This window comes from Micromonospora violae (genome assembly GCF_004217135.1).
Classification (GTDB): domain Bacteria; phylum Actinomycetota; class Actinomycetes; order Mycobacteriales; family Micromonosporaceae; genus Micromonospora; species Micromonospora violae.
This window is the reverse complement of sequence record NZ_SHKK01000001.1, coordinates 2,798,703-2,816,869: the sequence shown is the minus strand read 5'-3', so window position 1 is coordinate 2,816,869 and position 18,167 is coordinate 2,798,703. Positions and strand designations below refer to the sequence as shown.

Genomic DNA, 18,167 nt, shown 5'->3' with positions numbered 1-18,167 from the left:
GACGTCGAGCGCGGCGGTCGTTGGGGGACAGGTGACGGGGGGTGCCTGTGGCGGGCGAGGATGCCTGCCCGGCAGAAGGCCCGTCGTCATGCCGATGGCCCGGCGATGCGGCATGCGAGCGCCCGCCCAAGGTGGCGCGCTGCCGGCACTGCGATGCTCCCGTGCTGCCGTTGCCAGCACGGTTGCCCCCGTGCTGCGGCGATATGAGCCATTCCAACACGCCTTGGCTGGTTCTGGCAACATCGACGTGCATCAGCGCAGATTCGGCCTGGTCACCACACCTTCGCGACACCCGAACGTCGGCGCGACCTGACCGTGCCCGGGTTGGCCCTGACTATTGTCATGACCACCTGTGCGCCACGCATCGAAGGTCATGACTAAGTGCACTGGGGCCCGACCCGTCCCGTCGATGAGACTCGATGCAACGCCGGAACAGCCGGCCGAGTGCGAGGGGCGGCGAGACGGTGGACGAACGCTACGACAGCTACTGCGCCGCAGATCGGCTCTTCTACGACTCGCTCGGCAGCGCCGTCGCGCAGCCCGTCTTCCCGGCCGCCGAACGACCGGTGCCCGCCGGCTGGCGCCGCGAACCGCTCGACGACTGGCTGATCTACGCGCCCGACGGCGGCTCGCTGCCGCAGCAGGGCTGGAAGATCCACGTGTCAGCGGGACTGCCCAACGCCGAGCGGGTGCTGGACGCGGTCTGGACCTACTGCGTCCCCCGCGGCCTGTCGTTCAAGTTCCTGCGCGGGCCGCGCACGCTGCTCCTGCGCAACTCCAAGTACGCCGCCCGGGCGGCCAGCGGAAAGTTCATCACCGTCTACCCCCACGACGAGGCGGAGCTGGAGCTGGCCTGCAAGGAGCTCGACGAACTGCTCAGCGGCGAACCCGGACCGTACATCCTCAGTGACCTCCGCTACGGCACCGGCCCGGTCCACGTGCGCTACGGCGGCTTCGCCGCCCGCTACTGCCACTCAGCCGACGGCCAGGTGGTCCCGGCGATCGAGGACGACTCCGGCGCGCTGGTGCCGGACCGCCGCGAGCCCGTCTTCCACGTACCGTCCTGGATCACCCTGCCCGACTTCCTCGGCCCGCACCTGGCCGCCCGCAACGACACCAGCACCAACGAGGTGCCGTACCGGATCGAGCGGGTGATCCACTTCTCCAACGGCGGCGGACTGTACGTGGGCAGGGACCTGCGTACCGACACCGAGGTGGTGCTGAAGGAGGCCCGACCGCACGCCGGCCTGGACGCCGACGGCACCGACGCCGTCGCCCGGCTGGCCCGCGAGGCGCAGGCCCTGCGGCAACTCGCCGACCTGCCGCAGGTGCCGCGGGTACACGACGAGTTCGAGCTCGGCGAGCACCGGTTCCTCGCACTCGAGTTCATCGAGGGCCGCCCACTGAACAAGGTGCTGGTCGACCGGTACCCACTGATCGACGCCGACGCGACCGACGACGACCGAGCGGCGTACGCCCGATGGGCCCGGCAGATCTACGAGCAGGTCGAATCCGTGGTGGCGGCGATCCACGCGCGCGGCCTCGTCTACGGGGACCTGCACCTGTTCAACATCATGATCCGGCCGGACGACCGGGTCGCCCTGGTCGACTTCGAAGTGGCCGCCCCGATCGCCGGGCACCGCCGACCCGGGCTGCGCAACCAGGGCTTCGCGGCACCGAGGGACCGAAGCGGGCCGGCAGTCGACCGGTACGCCCTGGCGTGCCTGCGGTTGGCGCTGTTCCTGCCGCTGACCCAGCTGGTCCGGCTGGCCCCGGAGAAGGTGGCGCACCTGGCCGACATCATCGCCGCGAACTTCCCGGTGCCGAGGTCCTTCCTCGACCCTGCGGTCGCGGAGATCACCGGTGCTCCGCCGGTCAGCGCCGACCCCCCAGGGGCTCCGGTCGCGGACGACTGGCACGCGATGCGGGCACGGCTGACCACGGCGATCGTGGCCAGCGCCACCCCCGAACGCGACGACCGGCTCTTCCCCGGTGACATCGAACAGTTCCGCAGCGGCGGCCTCAACCTCGCCCACGGAGCGGCCGGGGTGCTGTACGCGCTCGACAAGAGTGGCGCCGGGCGGTGGCCCGAGCACGAAGACTGGCTGGTCCGGCGCGCGACAGCGCCCCCGTCCGGCACCCGCTGCGGCTTCTACGACGGGCTGCACGGTGTCGCCTACGCGCTCGTTCACCTCGGACGCCGGCAGGACGCGCTGGACGTTCTCGACATCTGCCTGCGAGAGCCCCTGGACGGGCTGGACCACAGCCTGGCCAGCGGACTGTCCGGGATCGCGCTCAACCTGGCCGAGCTCGCGGCGCGTACCGGGGAGGAATCGTTGCACACCGCCGCATGGCGGGCCGCGGAGCGGGTGATCGGGCAGCTGGCTGACGACCCCGGCCCGGACATCAGCGGCGGACGCAACCCGTACGCCGGGCTGCTGCGCGGCCGGACCGGGGCGGCGCTGATGCTGGTGCGGCTCTACGAGCTCAGCGGTGACGACGAGCTGTTGGGGCACGCCGCCACGGCGCTGCGTCAGGACCTGCGCCGGTGCGTGCTGCGCCCGGACGGTGCCCTGGAGGTCAACGAGGGCTGGCGCACCATGCCCTACCTGGCGCACGGCAGCGTCGGCATCGGTCTGGTCCTCGACCAGTACCTACGCCACCGTGCCGACGACCAGTTCGCCGAGGCGAGCGCGGGGGTCCGCCGGGCGGCCCGCTCACCGTTCTACGCACAGTCCGGGCTCTTCGCCGGCCGGGCCGGCATCATCGCCTACCTCGCCGCCTCGGCGGGCGATGCCGACCGCCGCGAACTCGACGCGCAACTGGACCGGCTGACCTGGCACGCGCTGCCGTACCGGGAGGGGACCGCGTTCCCCGGTGAGCAGTTGCTGCGGCTGTCCATGGACTTCGGCACCGGCACCGCCGGCGTGCTGTACGCGCTGGCCAGCGCGCAGCACGACCAGCCGCCGGTGCTGCCCTTCCTCGCGCCCCTGCCGGGCGCGACGAGACTCCCCCGTCACAGCGGGGGCGACCTGACCAGCGAACGGATGGAAGGGAGGTGAACGACATGGCACTTCTGGACCTCCAGGGCCTGGAGATGGCTCCGGCCGACCGCACCGGTGGCGGTAGCCGGGCGAGCCTGCTGCTCTGCGGCGACAGCTCGCTCTCCGTCACGACCTGCAACTGATCCACGCACACGTGGGGCCCTGGGTGGGTAGACGTGCCCACCCAGGGCAACCGCGTACCCACGGGAGGACCGATGCCGACGTTCGCCAATGGGGACAGGCTGCTGCGGCAGACGGTCCTGGCGGGCGGCGGTTGGACCGCCGGACTCGCGGCGGTCGCGCTGCTCGGCGCGGCCGCCGAACTGTTGCTCCCCGCGGCCCTCGGCCGCGCCGTCGACGCCGCCCTCGCCGGCGGTTCCGGCTGGTGGGCGGTGACCGCCGGCGGCCTGGTCGTCGTCCTCATCGGCGTCGACACCCTGACGGACCTGGCCAGCGGGTTCGGTGCGGCACGCGCCACCGCCGGGCTGCGCCGGCGTCTGCTGCGTCACCTGTTCGCCGTGGACGTCCGCGCCACCCGCCGGCACCCGGTGGGTGATCTCGTCGGCCGGCTGGCCGGGCAGGCCGCCGACGCGGGCCAGGCCGGCAACGCCGTGGTCCTGGCCGTCGTGGCGGTCCTTCCGCCGCTCGGCAGTGTCGTCGCCCTCACCCTCATGGAACCGCTGCTCGGGGTCACCCTGCTCGCCGGTCTCGGCCTGCTGACCGTCCTCATGCGTGTCTTCGTGGCCGACGCCTCGGCGGCGAGCGCCGGGTACCAACGGGTGCTCGGCACCATCGCCGGTCGACTGCTGGAGTCGCTGACCGGCGCCCGGACCATCGCCGCCGCCGGCACCGCCCACCGGGAAAAGGAACGGGTGCTGGCCGCCCTGCCGGAGCTGGACCGGCACGGCCGGCGCAGCTGGGACCTGCTGGCCCGGGCGAGTGCGCGCACCTCGGCGGTGGCGCCGCTGCTGAACCTGAGCGTCATCGCCGTCGGCGGGTACGCCGTGAGCGCGGGCTGGCTCACGCCGGGTGAACTGGTCGCCGCGGTCCGGTACGCGGCCATCGGCGCCGGGCTCGGCGGCGTGCTCGCCACCCTGAACCACCTGGTCCGCAGCCGCGCGGGCGCACACCGGCTCGCCGAGCTGCTGACACAGCCGGCCGCACCGGCGGGCGACCGGCCGCTGCCACCCGGCGGCGGCACCCTGCGACTGCGCGGCGTGCGCGTGTACGGCGACGACGGCCGACCCATCCTGGACGGCATCGACCTGGACGTGCCGGCCGGCGCCACCGTGGCCGTCGTCGGGGCCTCCGGTGCCGGCAAGTCGACCCTGGCGGCCGTGGCGGGACGGCTGTACGACCCCGACGGCGGTGAGGTGCGACTGGACGGTGTGCCGCTGCGGGACCTCGACGAGGGGGCGCTGCGTCGAGCCGTCGGGTACGCCTTCGACCGGCCGGTGCTGATCGGCGCGACAGTTCACGACGCGATCGGGTTGGCGTTGCCGGTCGACGCGGCGACGCCGCCGGTTGATCGGAGCCCGGCCACCCCGGCGGTGCTGCGGGCGGCCCGGATGGCGGCCGTCGCCGACGTGATCGACCGTCTGCCCCGCGGTTACCGCACCCCGCTGGTGGACACACCGCTCTCCGGGGGCGAGAGCCAACGCCTCGGCCTGGCGCGCGCGTTCGCCGCCGAGCGGCTGCTCATCCTGGACGACGCGACGTCCAGCCTGGACACCGCGACCGAACACCGGATCACTGAGGCGGTGCTGGGTCGGGCCGGGGAGCGTACCCGACTGGTGGTCACCCATCGCAGCGCGGCGGCCGCGGCGGCCGACCTCGTCGCCTGGCTGGACGGCGGTCGGCTGCGCGGCCTGGCGCCGCACCGGCACCTCTGGGCCGACCCCGACTACCGTGCGGTCTTCCAGCCGCCCGGCGGTGGGTCGTGAACCGTCCCGGCGTACGGCAGGTGACCTGGCGGGCGTTGCGGGCCCGCCGACGGGAGCTCGCCGGGCTCGGCGGCTGGTCGCTTGTCGAAGCGCTGCCCGCGCTGCTCGCCGGCTATCTGGTCGCGCGTGCCGTCGACGAGGGTTTCCTGGCCGGACGGCTCCTCAACGGCCTGGCCTGGTTGGGGGTCCTCGCCGTGGCCGTGCTGGTCGGCGCGGCGGCCACCGGTCGGACGTACCGGAGCCTCGGCGCGGTGGTCGAGCCGTTCCGCGACGAGGTGGCCGCTCAGGTGGTCCGGGGCGCGTTGGGCGAGGCCATCCGGTCGGGTGGCCGGGCGGACAGCGCCGCCGTGACCCGGCTGACCCACCAGATGGAGATCATCCGCGACACCTTCGCCGGTCTGCTGATGGTGACCCGCGGTTTCCTCTTCTCCGCCGGCGCGGCCCTGCTCGGCCTGCTCGCCCTGGCGCCGGTGGCGGCGGGACTGGCCGCCGCGCCGCTGGTCGCGGGTCTGGTCGTGTTCCTCGCCGCGTTGCCGGCGATGGTCACCCACCAGCGCGCCTACGTCCGGGCCGGTGAGCAGCTCGGCCAGTCGGCGGCGGCGGCGCTGGCCGGTCACCGTGACGTGCGGGCCTGCGGTGCCCAGACCCGCGTGACGGCCGACGTGGCACGGTGGGTGTCGGCGCAGGCCGCCGCCGAACGCAGGCTCGCCCGGATGGCGGCGATCCGCAGCCTCAGCCTCGGCATCGGCGGTTGGCTGCCACTGCTGGTGCTGATGGTGGCCGCCCCGTGGCTGATCGAGCGTGGTCTCACCGCTGGCGCGGTGCTGGGCGCGTTGATCTACGTGTCCACCGGGCTGCAACCCGCCCTGCACACCCTGGTGCAGGGCCTCGGCGGTGGCGGGCTGCGCTACGCGGTCACCCTGGAGAACATCCTGCGTACCTACCCGCTCCCCGACGACCCGCGCCCGCCGCCGCCCGTCGCCCGGACGCCCCGTCGCCGGCCGCCCACCGGCCCTGCCGACCGTTCACCAGCCGTCGAGGTCCGAGACCTGACCTTCGGCTACGGCCCGCACGCCCGGCCCGTCCTGCGGAACTTCTCGCTGACCCTGGCCGACGGCGACCACCTCGCCGTGGTGGGCCCGAGCGGCGCCGGCAAGTCCACACTGGCCGCCCTGCTCGCCGGGCTGGTGTCGCCGCAGGCAGGCACGGTCCACCTGGCCGGAGCGACGGTCGCCGACGTCGAGCCGGCCGCTCTCGCCGGGATGCGGGTGCTGGTGCCCCAGGAGGCGTACGTCTTCACCGGCAGTCTCGCCGACAACCTCCGCTACCTGCGGCCGGACGCCGACGACCACACGCTGGAGCGCGCCCTCGACGCGCTCGGCGCGCGCCCCCTGGCGACCCGCCTGGGCGGACTGGGCGCACCGGTCGCGCCGGCCCTGCTCTCCGCCGGTGAACGCCAGCTCATCGCCGCGGTCCGGGCCTGGCTGGCGCCCGCCCCGCTGGTGATCCTCGACGAGGCGACCTGTCACCTGGACCCGCCGCTGGAAGCGACCGTCGAGGCCGCCTTCGCCCGACGCCCCGGCAGCCTCGTGGTGATCGCACACCGGATCAGCTCCGCGCTGCGGGCCGGCCGGGTGCTGGTCCTCGACGGCGACGAGCCCGTGGTCGGGACGCACGAACAGTTGCTGACCCGTTCGGCCACCTACCGGGTGCTCGTCGGCTGCTGGGACGACTCGGTGCTGCCGTCCCAGACGGCGGCGGCGCGGCCCGGCTGAGCCCCGCGCATCGCGCCGACGGCGCCGGTCAGATCCACCCCGCCTCGCCGGCCATCCGCACCGCCTCCACCCGGGTCCGCGCACCCACCTTGCGCGCGATCCGACCGAGATGGTTGCGGACGGTGCCCCGGGTGAGGCCGAGCGACACCGCCACCTCCGCGACCGGCGCCCCCGCCGCCGTCAGCCGCAACACCTCCGTCTCGCGGCTGGTCAGCGGGCCGTCCGAACGCAGCGCCGCGACGACGAGATCCGCGTCCAGCACGGGCTCGCGGCGGGCGAGCCGGCGGATGCCGTCGATGACCCGCTGCGGGGCGGCGTCGCTGCGCAGGATGCCGACCGTCCTGCTCGGGCAGATCATGCCGCGCAGTCGCCAGGCCCGCTGCGGGCGGGCCAGCACCAGCACCGGGCACGGACCGAGGCGGTCGGAATCGACTCCCTCAACGACATCGAGGTCGGCCACCAGCACGTCGGGGCGCTGGGCGCGGACCGCCGCGGAGACCGCGTCGCCGCGATCCACCTCCGCCACGACGCGGATGTCGTCCTCGGCGGCGAGGACGAACGACAGCGCGCCCAGCACCAGGGCACCGTCCAGGGCGAGCAGGGTACGGATCACGATGAGCCTTCCCGCACTCCGATAATGATCACACAACGTCAACATTCAAACACGCATTCACTGGGTCCGCACGGCGACGGGGGCGGGCCCGGACATCTGCACCGGACCCCGCCCCCGACGGCTACAGCCAGCCGTTACGCCGTGCCCGCGACACCGCCTCCAACCGGTTGCGCGCCCTGGTCTTGCGCAGAATCACCGACAGGTGATTACGCACCGTCCCATGTGCCAGATAGAGGCGGACGGCGATCTCCTTCAGCGGCAAACCCTCGGCCGCCATCCGCAGCACGTCCATCTCCCGCGGCGTCAGCGGCATCTCCGGAGGACTCAGCACCGCCACCGCCGCGGCCGGGTCGATCGCCCGTTCCCCGGCCGCGAGCGCGCGGATCGCCCGCACCAACTCGCCCAGTGAGCTGTCCTTGCCGACCAGGCCGCGCGCGCCGGCCGCCAACGCCGCCTCCACCAGGGCGGGGCTCCACCGAGGGCTCAACGCCAGCACGGCGGTGTGCGGCGCCTCGACGCCGATCCGGGCGACCACCTCCACCGGGTCGGGCAGCTCCGGTGTCAGTGCCAGCACCACCACCTGTGGTCGGCATCGCCGGACCACCGCCAACAGTTCGCCGACTCCCTCCACGTCGGCGACCACCTCCATGTCCTCCTCTCCCGACAGCGCGGCGCAGAGTGCCCCGCGCAGTAAACCCATGTCCTCGGCGACGACAACGTGGATCACCACGTCTTCTCCGATCTCAGGTACGCGTCACGACGACCACCGGTCCCGGAACAGCCACGGGTTGCTCGGGGCGGTCGTGCGCTACAGACGGGTAGGCATCGGCCCGCGCCACCGTCGTGACGGACGGGTGCGGGCACTGATCGACCGACCGGCGGGTGGGACAGGCCACGCGGACCAGCCACCGGGGTCGGTCGACCCACCTCAGCCCGGGCGGGTGATCGGGGACAGGTTTCGGCTCTCGACCAGAAGCGGCACGAGATCGCAGGGCTGCCCCGCGCCGAACTGCGCCGGCCGGTCGAGCGGCCAGACCAGCCCCGGCCCGGGCGTCGATTTACCGCCGACACCAGCGGCGTCCTGGTCGACAGGCGCGACGGGCTGGCCGGAAAACTCGGCCGCGGCAGCCACCGGACCCGCCCGCGCGGCGTGGTGCCCGGCCGAGGTGGTGGGCGGTGCCGGGCCGACGACGGGCATCGGCGGTGGCGTGGCCGGGACCGGTGGCACTGCGGCGGGTACGGGGGCCAGCACTGGATCGGCCGGTGGCGTCGGCGCTGCCGGAGCCGGGTCGGCCGCCGGCGCGGTGGACGGCCCGGACGCTGGGGGAGCGGACCGTGGCGGCGCCGCCGGAGGCGTCGTCGGGAGGAGAGCCGGTGGGAGAACGGCGTCGGCGACACGGAGCAGCGCCATGACGACAGGCCGGACCGGCACTGTGGCCACGATGTCGACGACCGACGGCAGGGCGGCGGTGATCAGGCCCGCCACGGGCGAATCGGCCCGCCCATGCGGAGCAGGTGCGTCGGGCGCGACGGCGGCCGGCGGTCGCGGCAGGTTGACACGGTGCGCTGACCGATGAGCTGCGCGGGCCACGGGGGCCGGCCGGGGCGGCTCGCGCTCCGCCGCGCCGGACGGGTCGGAGGCGCCGACGCGCGGCGGCGGCACGGACACCCTCGACGTACCCGTCCGCCGTGGAGGCGTCGGTGAGGGGGCGTCCTCGTCGAGGGCGACGATGCCACCGATCGACCCGGCCGGCGGGGCAGGACGCCGGTCGCGGTGGCGGTCGTCGGCGCCTGCGGTTCGCTGATGGTCCTGGCCGGGACGCTCCGAGACCGTGAACCGCGCGACGCGCTCGATGAGGCCGGCGATGTCCCGACGAGGCTCATCACCGGACCCGCCACGTATCCCGTCGGCGGCGGCAGGACCCTGAAACAGTGCAGCCACCACGAAACCGACCCCGACGGCGGCCGCGATCAGCACCATCCGCCGGGCGAGCCCGCGCAGCCGGTCGGCCAGGATCGGCGCGGATCGGCGTGGCGCAGACGTCGGCGCGGTTCCGATGACGGGACTTCGCACGCGGGAATCGATACCTTCCACTGGATTGCTGACCCATCGTAGCGATGCGCTCACCCGGCCGCATCCGATGATGTGCGCGCGTACCCGCTTCGGCAACGTGGGCCAGCGAGGTGACGTCAATCGGTAGCGAACAACCCACCCGCGCCTCTATTCTGCTAGGTAACTAGTAGAATAGAGGTAAAGAGGTGATCGAGTTTCACCTGGACGCACGGTCCGGAGTCGCGCCGTACATGCAGCTCATCCGCCAGGTACGCCACGCGCTCCGGCTCGGAGTCCTGAACGAAGGTGACAAGCTCCCCACCGTCAAGGAGGTGGTGGCCCAAGTCGCGATCAACCCGAACACGGTCTCCAAGGCGTACCGCGAGCTGGAGTACGAGGGCCTGGTCACGGCCCGGCCAGGACTCGGCACGTTCGTCACCCGCACCCTGGGCGGCGACTCACTGAGCAAACACGAGCCGTTACGGCAGGACCTGGCGCGCTGGTTGGCCGAGGCGCGGGCGGCGGGCCTGGACGACGAGAGCATCGAGGCGCTCTTCCTCAGCAGCTTTCGGGCTTTTTCGGAGGCCCGAGCATGACTAGCGCACTGATAACGGACGGTCTGACCAAGCGGTACGGGCGGCGTCCCGCACTGAAGGACTGCACACTGGACATTCCGGCCGGCCACGTCGTGGGCCTGGTCGGCCCGAACGGCGCCGGTAAGTCCACGCTGCTACAACTGGCCTGTGGGCTGCTCAGACCGACAGCCGGGCAGATCGAGGTGCTCGGCGTACGGCCGGTCAGCGGCTCTCCTCGCGTCGGCTTCGTCGCGCAGGACACCCCGGTCTACGCCGGCCTGACCGTCGCGGACCACCTGCGGATGGGCGCGCACCTCAACCCGTCCTGGGACGGTGCGCTCGCTCAGCGGCGGATCGCCCAGGTCGGCGTGGACCCGGCGCAGAAGGCGGGCAAACTCTCCGGTGGCCAACGCGCCCAACTGGCCCTGACCATCGCTGCGGCGAAGCGGCCCAATCTGCTGCTGCTCGACGAGCCGGTGGCGGCGCTCGACCCGCTCGCCCGGCGCACTTTCCTGCGAGGGCTGATGGAGTTGGCCGCCGAGCAGGGCATGAGCATCGTGATGTCCTCACACCTCGTCGCCGACCTGGAACGGATCTGCGACCACCTGATCGTGCTGGTCGCCTCGCAGGTGCGGGTGGCCGGCGACGTGGACGACCTGCTCGCCACCCACCACCGCCTGGTCGGGCAGCGGCGGGACACCGCTGACCTGGGCGCCGGGCGGACCTTGGTCGAGCAGAGCCACACCGAGGTGCAGTCGACCCTGGTGGTGCGCAGCACCGCGCCGATCGTCGACCCATCGTGGCAGGTCGACCGGCTGGACCTGGAGGACATCGTGTTGGCGTACATGAGCGGAGCCACCGGCGACGGACCGGACCGGGTCCTGGAGGGACAGCGATGATCTGGATGACCTGGCGGCAGTTCCGGACCCCGGCCCTGACCACCGCCGCCCTGGTGCTGGCGCTGCTGGGCGGCCTGGCGCTGACCTGGGCGGAGGTGACCGAGTTGGCCAGGCAGACCGGCTACACCGGCTGTCAGGGCGACGCCTGCCGTACCGCCGGTGAGGCCTTCCTCCAGGCGTTGCGGCCGGGGTGGGCGAGCCAGTTCCACATCGCCGCCATCGGGGCCCTGTACCTGCTGCCCGCCCTGGTGGGCATCTTCTGGGGCGCGCCGCTGGTGGCCCGGGAGTTGGAGTCCGGCACGTACCGCATGGTCTTCAGTCAATCCGTCAGCCGGAGCCGCTGGCTGCTGGTCAAGCTGGCGGTCGGCGGCGGTGCTGCCGCGTTCGGTGCCGGCCTGCTCAGCCTGGTGCTAACCCAGTGGGCGCAACCCATCGACGGGGCCTCGGCAGACCGGATGAACCCACTGGTGTTCGCGGCCCGGGGGATCGTGCCGATCGGCTACGCGACGCTGGCCTTCGTGGTGGGTGTGGCCACCGGGCTGCTGCTGCGACGAACCCTCGTCGCGATGGCGGTGACCCTGCTGGTCGTGGTCGGCCTCCAGATCGCCGCACCGTTCGTGGTGCGCCCCTGGCTGGCTCAGCCCGTCACCATGGTCAGCCCCCTGCAGGTGAACGGTGACTACGGGATCTCGATGAGCCTTGACACCGGACAGATGAGGCTTCAATTCGAGCCCAACCGCCGAGGCGACTGGGTCCTGTCGAGCACCGTGATCACCTCGACCGGCGCGGAGTTCAATGGCCCGGCCGACCTGACCCAGTGCGGTCCGAAGGCTCTCCGCGCCCGCGAGACGTGCCCGAGGTGGTTGGAGAAGCAGAACCTCAGCCTGAAGGTGATCTACGTGTCTGGCTCGAAGTTCTGGACACTGCAATGGCGGGAATTCGGCGCGCTGATCGCGTTGGCCGTCGTGCTGTCCCTGTTCTCCCTCTGGTGGGTTCGCCGCAGACTGGCCTGAACGGCAGACCGGTGGGGGCAGACCTCCGGCCGCCCCCACCGGTCTGCCGGTGGCTGCTGCCGCTCATTCGACGGCAACACGCCGGGCGGTGTCGATCGATGGTCCATCATGGAGTGAGAGCGGGTGTACCGTCCAGCGCATGACGGTGCTGCAGGACTTTGTCGCCGCTCTCTCCAGCGGCCGGATCCAGGTTGTCGACCTCACCGCTCCGCTCTCGGACCAGACCCCGATCCTGGGTCTGCCCGAGCAGTTCGGCCAGACCTGGCCGTTCCGGCTCAGCGAGATCAGCCGGTACGACGACCGCGGCCCGGCCTGGTACTGGAACAACTTCTCCACCGGCGAACACACCGGTACCCACTTCGACGCCCCGGTGCACTGGGTCACCGGACAGCAGGGCGCCGACGTGTCGCAGGTCCCGGTGAACCAGCTGATCGCCCCGGCTGTGGTGATCGACCACGCCGCCGACGCCGCCGACAACCCTGACTTCCTGCTCGAGATCGAGCACATCAAGGCGTGGGAGGCCGAACACGGCGCACTGCCCGCCGGTGGCTGGCTGCTCTACCGCACCGGCTGGGACGCGTACGGCGACGACCCGCGGCGGTACGCCAACGCCGGGCGCACACCGGGCATCTCCGTCGAGTGCGCCCGCTGGCTGGCCGAGGAGTCGCCGATCCAGGGCGTCGGGGTGGAGACGGTCGGCACCGACGCGGGCGCCGCGCATTCGTTCGACCCGCCGTTCCCCTGCCACTCGTTCCTGCTCGGCCAGGACAAGTACGGGCTGACCCAACTCCGGAACCTGGCGCAGTTGCCGGTGACCGGCGCGGTGGTCATCGCCGGACCGTTGCCGATCGTCTCCGGGTCTGGCAGCCCGTGCCGGGTCCTCGCGCTCGTCGAGCAGTAGGTCGGGTCGCCGATGCGGGTAGCCGAGGTGGTCGGGCGGGTTCTGCACGGACACGGCGCACGGCACGTCTTCGGGGTGGTCGGCAGTGGCAACTTCCACGTCACGAACGCCCTTGTCGCGGCCGGCGCCCGGTTCGTGGCGGCGGCCCACGAGGGCGGCGCGGCGAGCATGGCCGACGGGTACGCCCGCACCTGCGGGCAGGTGGGCCTGCTCTCAGTGCACCAGGGTCCGGGCGTCACCAACGCGCTGACCGGCCTCACCGAGGCTGCGAAGAGCCGTACCCCGATGGTGGTCCTGGCACCGGAGGCGACCGCGCCGCGGTCGAACTTCTTCATCGACCTGCCGGCGCTCGCCGCCGCGGTCGGGGCCGACTTTCACCGGGTACGCGCGACCCACGCCGCCGAGGACGCGGGCGCGGCCTACCGGGCCGCCGCCCGGGGCGCGACAGTGGTGCTGGGCCTGCCGTTGGACGTGCAGGACACGGTGACCGAACCGTGGTTCGGCCCGGTCCCCTCGGTCGCGCTGATCCCGACCGCCGCCCCGCAGGTCGAGCCGTTGCTGGCCGCGCTTCAGGCCGCACGTCGACCCGTCTTCATCGCCGGCCGGGGCGCCCGTGGGGCCCGGGAGCCGCTGATCCGGCTCGCCGACGCCTGCGGTGCGCTGCTCGCCGTCTCGGCTGCGGCGAAGGGACTCTTCGCCGGGAACCCGTGGTACATCGACGTGGCCGGCGGCTTCGCCACCCCGCTCGCCGCCGAGCTGATCGGCGCGGCGGACCTGGTCGTCGCGTGGGGCAGCACGCTGAACATGTGGACCACCCGGCACGGTGGACTGATCCCACCCGGTGCCGTCGTCGCCCAGGTCGACCACGACCCGGCCGCGTTCGGGGTGAACCGTCGGGTCGACCTGGCGGTGGCCGGCGAGGTGGCGGCGGTCGCCGACGCGGTGCTCGCCCGGCTGGCCGGCCGCCCGACGGCGGCCGTGGAGGGCAGTTGGCGCACCCCTGAGCTGGCCCAACGAATTCGCGACCAAGGCCGGTGGCGGACGGTCCCGTACCGGGACGAGAGTGGCGGCGATCCGGCGACGATCGACCCGAGGACGCTCTCGGCCGCCCTGGACGACCTGCTGCCGCCCGACCGGACGGTGGTGGTCGACTCGGGCAACTTCATGGGCTACCCGTCGATGTGGCTCGACGTGCCGGACGTGGCCGGATTCTGCTTCACCCAGGCGTTCCAGTCGGTCGGGCTCGGTCTGGCCAGTGCGCTCGGCGCGGCGGTCGCCCGGCCGGACCGGCTCACCGTCGCCACGGTCGGCGACGGCGGCTTCGTCATGTCCGCGACGGAACTGCTCACCGCCGTCCGGTTGGCGCTACCCCTGCTCGTGGTGATCTACGACGATGCGGCGTACGGGGCCGAGGTGCACCACTTCGGCCCGGGTGGGCACCCGTTGGAGACGGTCACCTTCCCCGAGACCGACCTGGCCGCGATCGCCCGTGGTTACGGCTGCGAGGGGTTGACCGTCCGGACCGTCGATGATCTCGGCCCGGTACGCCACTGGCTCGCCGGTCCCCGTACCCGACCGTTGGTGATCGACGCCAAGATCTGCTCCGGGCACGGCTCCTGGTGGTTGGAGGAGGCGTTCCGCGGCCACTGACCCGTTGTCCGCGCAAGGCGCGACCCGCGCCGCGCGAGCCCGGCAGCTCGCCGGGGGCCGTTTGTTGGTGGAGCCGCAGGGTAGGTGGGAATTCATGACATCGCCTGAGCAGAGCCAGCAGGAGAGAGCCCTCGAAACCGGCGCGGTGTACCAGGACGCCGAGGGGCGCCGTACGACGGATCCAGGCGCCGGTGCGGCGCACGCCGACAGCGAGGCCGACCGCAACGCGGAGCACCTCAGGCGGGGCGAGGTGGGGCCGCGCGTCCCGGAGGAGTAGCCGTCCGCAGGCGTACCGGTCGGACCGGCCGGCCGGGTACCCGGGCTGTCAGTCGGCGACGACGAGAGCCTGAGGTGCGGCCGCCTTCATCCGGGTACGCAGCCACTTGAGCTGAATAGCTGTCTCGCCCTCGCACTGCCGCACAACGGCGAGCAGTTCGTCGTCGCGGGCACCGTAGGCGCCCTGCCCGACGACGGTCCAGGTGATGTCGCACTCCGCGGCCATCAGGTAGAGGTCCTGGAGGTCCCGCAGGAGGCCGATACCGCCGGTGCGGGTGCCGGTGAACAGTTGCGAGTGCAGCCGGTCGGGTTCGTCGGGCGCGTCCTCGGAGTAGCGGGTCACAAACGGGTCCAACTGTTCGGCGTGTGCGTCGCAGCGTTTCGCCTGCTGCTGGCAGAGGTGCTCGATGTCAGGCTCCTCGGCGTGCGCGTCGGCGACCTGCCGGAACGCGTCGGCCAGGTTGACCTGCGCGCGGTGCAGGAGACCGAGGTAGTGGGCGAGGTGCACGTCTCACTCCTTCCCGCTGGTGGCCTCGGCCGTGGGGCCGCCGATGGTGGGCGGAACGTCAGCGTCCGCTGGTGGTGCGCTACCGCCGACCGTCGGTGCCGGCGACGGTACGCCCTGCCCGTCGGCGAGTTTCGTCACGGCGACGGCGGCAACTTTGAACAGGGGTTGCTTGGATACCGGGTCCCAGGCGGTGATGGTCAGCTCGTTGGCTGCCCGAGGGGTGCGGTCGGCCCGGTCCTGGTCGAAGTAGCCGTAGTGGAAGGGCAGGAAGACGACACCGGGGCGGATGCCGCAGAGCCGGGCGCGGGCCTGAATGGTGCCGCGCGTGGAGGCGATGCCCACCAGATCGCCCTCGATGATGCCGAGCCGGGCCGCGTCGGCGGGGTTGAGCTCCACCCACACGTCCGGTGCCGCCTGGTCGAGTTGCGGCGCGCGGCCGGTCTTGGTGCGGGTGTGGAACTGGTAGACGGTGCGTCCGGTGGTGAGCAGCAGCGGATGCTCGTCGTCGGGCACCTCGGGTGAGGCTTGGTAGTCGACGGTGTGCAGGAACGCCCGCCCGTTCGGTTCCTTGGCCCGGTACTCCGCCCCGGTGAACTCCGCGCCGGTGGCCAGGTCATGGCCGTACGTCTCGCAGTAGTCGGGATCGGTGTGGAAGAGCCCGTCGGTGTAGAGGCGTTCGGTGCCGTCGGGATGCTCGTCGGTGCAGGGCCACTGGATGCCGGACCCGCCGCGCAGCTTCTCGTAGGTGATGCCGGTGTAGTCGCACGGCCGACCCCGCGAACACTCCTTCCACGCCTCGAAAACCTCCTCCGGCCCGCTCCAGTCGATCAGTGGCTGGCCGTCGCGGTCGCGGAAGTCCATCCGGCGGGCGTAATCGAGGAAGATGTCCAGGTCCGGGCGGGCCTCTCCGGGCGGGTCGACGGCCTTGTCGGAGATGTGCACGGTCCGATCGACGCTGGTGAAGGTGCCGGTCTTCTCGCCCCAGGTGGCGGCGGGCAGCACGACATCGGCCAGTTCGGCGGTCTCGGTGAGGAAGAGATCCTGCACCACCACGAACAGTTCCGGCCTGGTCAAAATCTGCCGGATCCGGTGCAGCTCGGGCAGCGACACGGCCGGGTTGGTGGCGGAGATCCACAGCAGTTTGATCGAGCCCTGTTCGGCGTACCGGAAGATCTGCATGGCGTGCGTCGGCGGCGCCCAGTGCGGGATGACGTCCACGTCCACGTTCCACAGCCGGGCCAACTCCTCGATGTGGGCGGTGTTGGCCCAGTTGCGCAGGCCGGGCAGGTCGCCGTCGGCGCCGGTCTCCCGGTTGTTCTGCGCCGTGGGCTGGCCGTTCATCTGGTAGATCCCGGCGCCGGGCCGGCCGATCATGCCGCGAACCAGGTGCAGGTTGTTGACCGCGCAGGCGGCGGCGGTGGCCTGGTTCGACTGGTAGAAGCCCTGCAACACGGTCGACAGCAACCGCTGCGAGGTGCCGAGCAGTTCGGCGGCGCGCTCCACCTCGCTGGCCGGTATGTCGCAGACGTCGGCAACCCGGGGGGCCGGATAGCCGTCGACGATCCGGCACAGCTCGTCGAAACCCAGGGTGTGCGCGTTGACGTAGTCGTGGTCGTACCAGCCTCGTCGGATGATCTCCCGGAGCAGGCCGTTCATCAGGGCCACGTTGGTGCCGTTACGTATCGCCAGGTGCAGATCGGCCTCCCGGGCGACCGGGGTGGCGCGCGGGTCCACCGCCAGCATCGCCGGCGGGTTCGGGCCACGGCGCCGGTCCAGCATCCGCATCCACAGCACCGTCTGCGTCTCGGCGACGTTGTGACCCCACAGCGCGATCGCGTCGCAGTGGTCCACGTCGGTGTACGAGCCGGGCTGCCCGTCGGTGCCGAAGCTCGCCTTCATCGCCGCCGCCGCGGTGGCCGTGCACAGCCGGGTGTTGCCGTCCATGTGCGGCGTGCCCAGACCGGCCTTACCGATCACGCCCAGCGTGTAGTACTCCTCCAGGAACAGCTGCCCGCTCGTGTAGAAGCCGAAGCGTCCCCACCCACCCGGCCCGTCGAGGAGCTCCTTCGACCGGGCCACGATCCGGCCCATCGCGGTGTCCCAGTCCGCCTCGACCAGCCGATCGCCATCGCGGACCAGCGGTCGGGTCAACCGGTCCGGGCTGTGGTTGGCCTGCCAGCCGTACAGGTCCTTCGGGTCGACCCGACCCCTGTTGATCCGGTCCACGGCCCGACCGCGTACTCCGATGATCTGTCCGTCGGCGACCGCGATGTCCAGCGCGTCGCCGTTGGAGTGCAGCACCGATGCCGACTGCACCCACCGGTCCACGTCGGCGTCGGCCCGGCCGTCGGCCAGGTACCGGTCCACCCGCACCGGCCATTCCTGACCCGGTCCGTACGGGGTCCGTTCACCCCACGGGCTGGCGATCCGGTCCACCATGACGTCCTCCTTTCGGCGGCGCGGGCGACGCCTCAGCAACACCAGCACCACCTGCCAGCATGTGGCCCTACCCTCAGACTGGCGGACCGAACCGGACGGACCGGACCTTTTCGGGGATTCTGACGATCAGCATGCCAGGTAGCGACTGGTCGACAGCTCGACGGCGTAGCTCCGGTGGCCCGGGGCGGCGCTGGTCGGAGCGTGCCGCCTGGGGCGGCGCTGGTCGGAGCGTGTCGCCTGGGGCGGCGCTGGTCGGAGCGTGCCGCCCGGGGCTCACCCTTTGCTCTGCACCCGCCCATGCGCCAGTTACGGACCGTGCGTGGTGCGCGGGCGGGTGCAGAGCAAAGGACGGCCGTGTCTGTGGTGCTGCCCGTCCGCGCGCTCGGTCTCGGCCGCTCTCGCCATTGGACGGCTAGGCCGCCGGACGGCTACGCGCCGCCCGGGACAGGTCCCGAGCGGCGCGTCTGCGACACGGCGT

The 18,167-nt window shown here is 72.4% G+C and carries 16 protein-coding genes; 11 read left to right on the top strand and 5 right to left on the bottom strand.

All coding sequences use genetic code 11. The features are described 5' to 3' along the window. The first annotated feature begins 419 nt into the window (after positions 1–419). The 4 genes from lanKC (at position 420) to EV382_RS12690 (ending at position 6,762) form a co-directional block, all read left to right on the top strand. A complete protein-coding gene (lanKC, locus tag EV382_RS12705; RefSeq protein WP_244236652.1) occupies positions 420–3,062 on the top strand; it encodes a class III lanthionine synthetase LanKC in 2,643 nt (880 codons plus the stop codon). Between the two features lie 5 nt (positions 3,063–3,067). Next, the gene (locus EV382_RS12700; RefSeq protein ID WP_013734295.1) at positions 3,068–3,187 is read left to right on the top strand and encodes a SapB/AmfS family lanthipeptide; all 120 of its coding nucleotides are present in this window, start codon (positions 3,068–3,070) and stop codon (positions 3,185–3,187) included. A gap of 72 nt (positions 3,188–3,259) precedes the next feature. After that, positions 3,260–4,987, top strand: a complete 1,728-nt coding sequence (locus EV382_RS12695) for an ABC transporter ATP-binding protein (RefSeq protein WP_130401767.1) — start codon at positions 3,260–3,262, stop codon at positions 4,985–4,987. After that, positions 4,984–6,762: an ATP-binding cassette domain-containing protein gene (locus EV382_RS12690; protein ID WP_130401766.1), complete on the top strand. Its 1,779-nt coding sequence runs from the start codon at positions 4,984–4,986 to the stop codon at positions 6,760–6,762. The genes EV382_RS12695 and EV382_RS12690 overlap by 4 nt, the downstream gene beginning before the upstream one ends. Before the next feature lie 28 nt (positions 6,763–6,790). Here EV382_RS12690 and EV382_RS12685 read toward each other — a convergent pair whose 3' ends face one another. The 3 genes from EV382_RS12685 to EV382_RS12675 all read right to left on the bottom strand — a co-directional run bounded on the left by EV382_RS12685 (position 6,791) and on the right by EV382_RS12675 (position 8,861). Beyond that, on the bottom strand, positions 6,791–7,375 hold the full coding sequence (locus tag EV382_RS12685) for a response regulator transcription factor (RefSeq protein ID WP_130401765.1): 585 nt from the start codon (positions 7,373–7,375) through the stop codon (positions 6,791–6,793). A 121-nt stretch (positions 7,376–7,496) separates the two neighbouring features. Continuing rightward, positions 7,497–8,105 carry a response regulator transcription factor gene (locus EV382_RS12680; RefSeq protein ID WP_130401764.1) on the bottom strand — a complete coding sequence of 203 codons (609 nt, stop codon included), beginning with the start codon at positions 8,103–8,105 and terminating at the stop codon, positions 7,497–7,499. 198 nt (positions 8,106–8,303) lie between these two features. Beyond that, on the bottom strand, positions 8,304–8,861 hold the full coding sequence (locus EV382_RS12675; RefSeq protein ID WP_130401763.1) for a hypothetical protein: 558 nt from the start codon (positions 8,859–8,861) through the stop codon (positions 8,304–8,306). Between the two features lie 288 nt (positions 8,862–9,149). Between EV382_RS12675 and EV382_RS12670 the strand changes: the two genes are divergently transcribed. From EV382_RS12670 to EV382_RS12640, 7 genes are all read left to right on the top strand, one after another. Next, positions 9,150–9,491, top strand: coding sequence for a hypothetical protein (locus EV382_RS12670; protein ID WP_130401762.1), 342 nt, complete (start codon positions 9,150–9,152; stop codon positions 9,489–9,491). A gap of 143 nt (positions 9,492–9,634) precedes the next feature. After that, positions 9,635–10,024 carry a GntR family transcriptional regulator gene (locus tag EV382_RS12665; protein ID WP_130401761.1) on the top strand — a complete coding sequence of 130 codons (390 nt, stop codon included), beginning with the start codon at positions 9,635–9,637 and terminating at the stop codon, positions 10,022–10,024. Further along, positions 10,021–10,902, top strand: coding sequence for an ABC transporter ATP-binding protein (locus tag EV382_RS12660; protein WP_130401760.1), 882 nt, complete (start codon positions 10,021–10,023; stop codon positions 10,900–10,902). Before EV382_RS12665 ends, EV382_RS12660 begins: the two co-directional genes overlap by 4 nt. Beyond that, positions 10,899–11,915 (top strand): ABC transporter permease subunit, encoded by a 1,017-nt coding sequence (locus EV382_RS12655; RefSeq protein ID WP_130401759.1) that lies wholly within the window; start codon positions 10,899–10,901, stop codon positions 11,913–11,915. Before EV382_RS12660 ends, EV382_RS12655 begins: the two co-directional genes overlap by 4 nt. A gap of 139 nt (positions 11,916–12,054) precedes the next feature. Further along, positions 12,055–12,816, top strand: a complete 762-nt coding sequence (locus EV382_RS12650; RefSeq protein WP_130401758.1) for a cyclase family protein — start codon at positions 12,055–12,057, stop codon at positions 12,814–12,816. A 12-nt stretch (positions 12,817–12,828) separates the two neighbouring features. Continuing rightward, a complete protein-coding gene (locus EV382_RS12645; protein ID WP_130401757.1) occupies positions 12,829–14,466 on the top strand; it encodes a thiamine pyrophosphate-binding protein in 1,638 nt (545 codons plus the stop codon). 94 nt (positions 14,467–14,560) lie between these two features. Next, positions 14,561–14,743 (top strand): ribonuclease, encoded by a 183-nt coding sequence (locus EV382_RS12640; protein WP_130401756.1) that lies wholly within the window; start codon positions 14,561–14,563, stop codon positions 14,741–14,743. 48 nt (positions 14,744–14,791) lie between these two features. On the opposite strand, the gene EV382_RS12635 is transcribed toward EV382_RS12640, so the two are convergent. Further along, entirely contained in the window at positions 14,792–15,250 is a 459-nt protein-coding gene (locus tag EV382_RS12635; RefSeq protein ID WP_130401755.1) for a hypothetical protein, read from the bottom strand. Positions 15,251–15,253: 3 nt separating this feature from the next. Beyond that, positions 15,254–17,689 carry a molybdopterin oxidoreductase family protein gene (locus EV382_RS12630; protein WP_130401754.1) on the bottom strand — a complete coding sequence of 812 codons (2,436 nt, stop codon included), beginning with the start codon at positions 17,687–17,689 and terminating at the stop codon, positions 15,254–15,256. Positions 17,690–18,167: the final 478 nt, after the last annotated feature.

Bases quoted from the DNA above. Each gene is read 5' to 3' on its own strand.
- lanKC (WP_244236652.1), top strand. From the start codon at position 420: ATGCAACGCCGGAACAGCCGGCCGAGTGCGAGGGGCGGCGAGACGGTG.
- EV382_RS12700 (WP_013734295.1), top strand. From the start codon at position 3,068: ATGGCACTTCTGGACCTCCAGGGCCTGGAGATGGCTCCGGCCGACCGC.
- EV382_RS12695 (WP_130401767.1), top strand. From the start codon at position 3,260: ATGCCGACGTTCGCCAATGGGGACAGGCTGCTGCGGCAGACGGTCCTG.
- EV382_RS12660 (WP_130401760.1), top strand. From the start codon at position 10,021: ATGACTAGCGCACTGATAACGGACGGTCTGACCAAGCGGTACGGGCGG.
- EV382_RS12655 (WP_130401759.1), top strand. From the start codon at position 10,899: ATGATCTGGATGACCTGGCGGCAGTTCCGGACCCCGGCCCTGACCACC.
- EV382_RS12650 (WP_130401758.1), top strand. From the start codon at position 12,055: ATGACGGTGCTGCAGGACTTTGTCGCCGCTCTCTCCAGCGGCCGGATC.
- EV382_RS12645 (WP_130401757.1), top strand. From the start codon at position 12,829: ATGCGGGTAGCCGAGGTGGTCGGGCGGGTTCTGCACGGACACGGCGCA.
- EV382_RS12640 (WP_130401756.1), top strand. From the start codon at position 14,561: ATGACATCGCCTGAGCAGAGCCAGCAGGAGAGAGCCCTCGAAACCGGC.
- EV382_RS12630 (WP_130401754.1), bottom strand. From the start codon at position 17,689: ATGGTGGACCGGATCGCCAGCCCGTGGGGTGAACGGACCCCGTACGGA.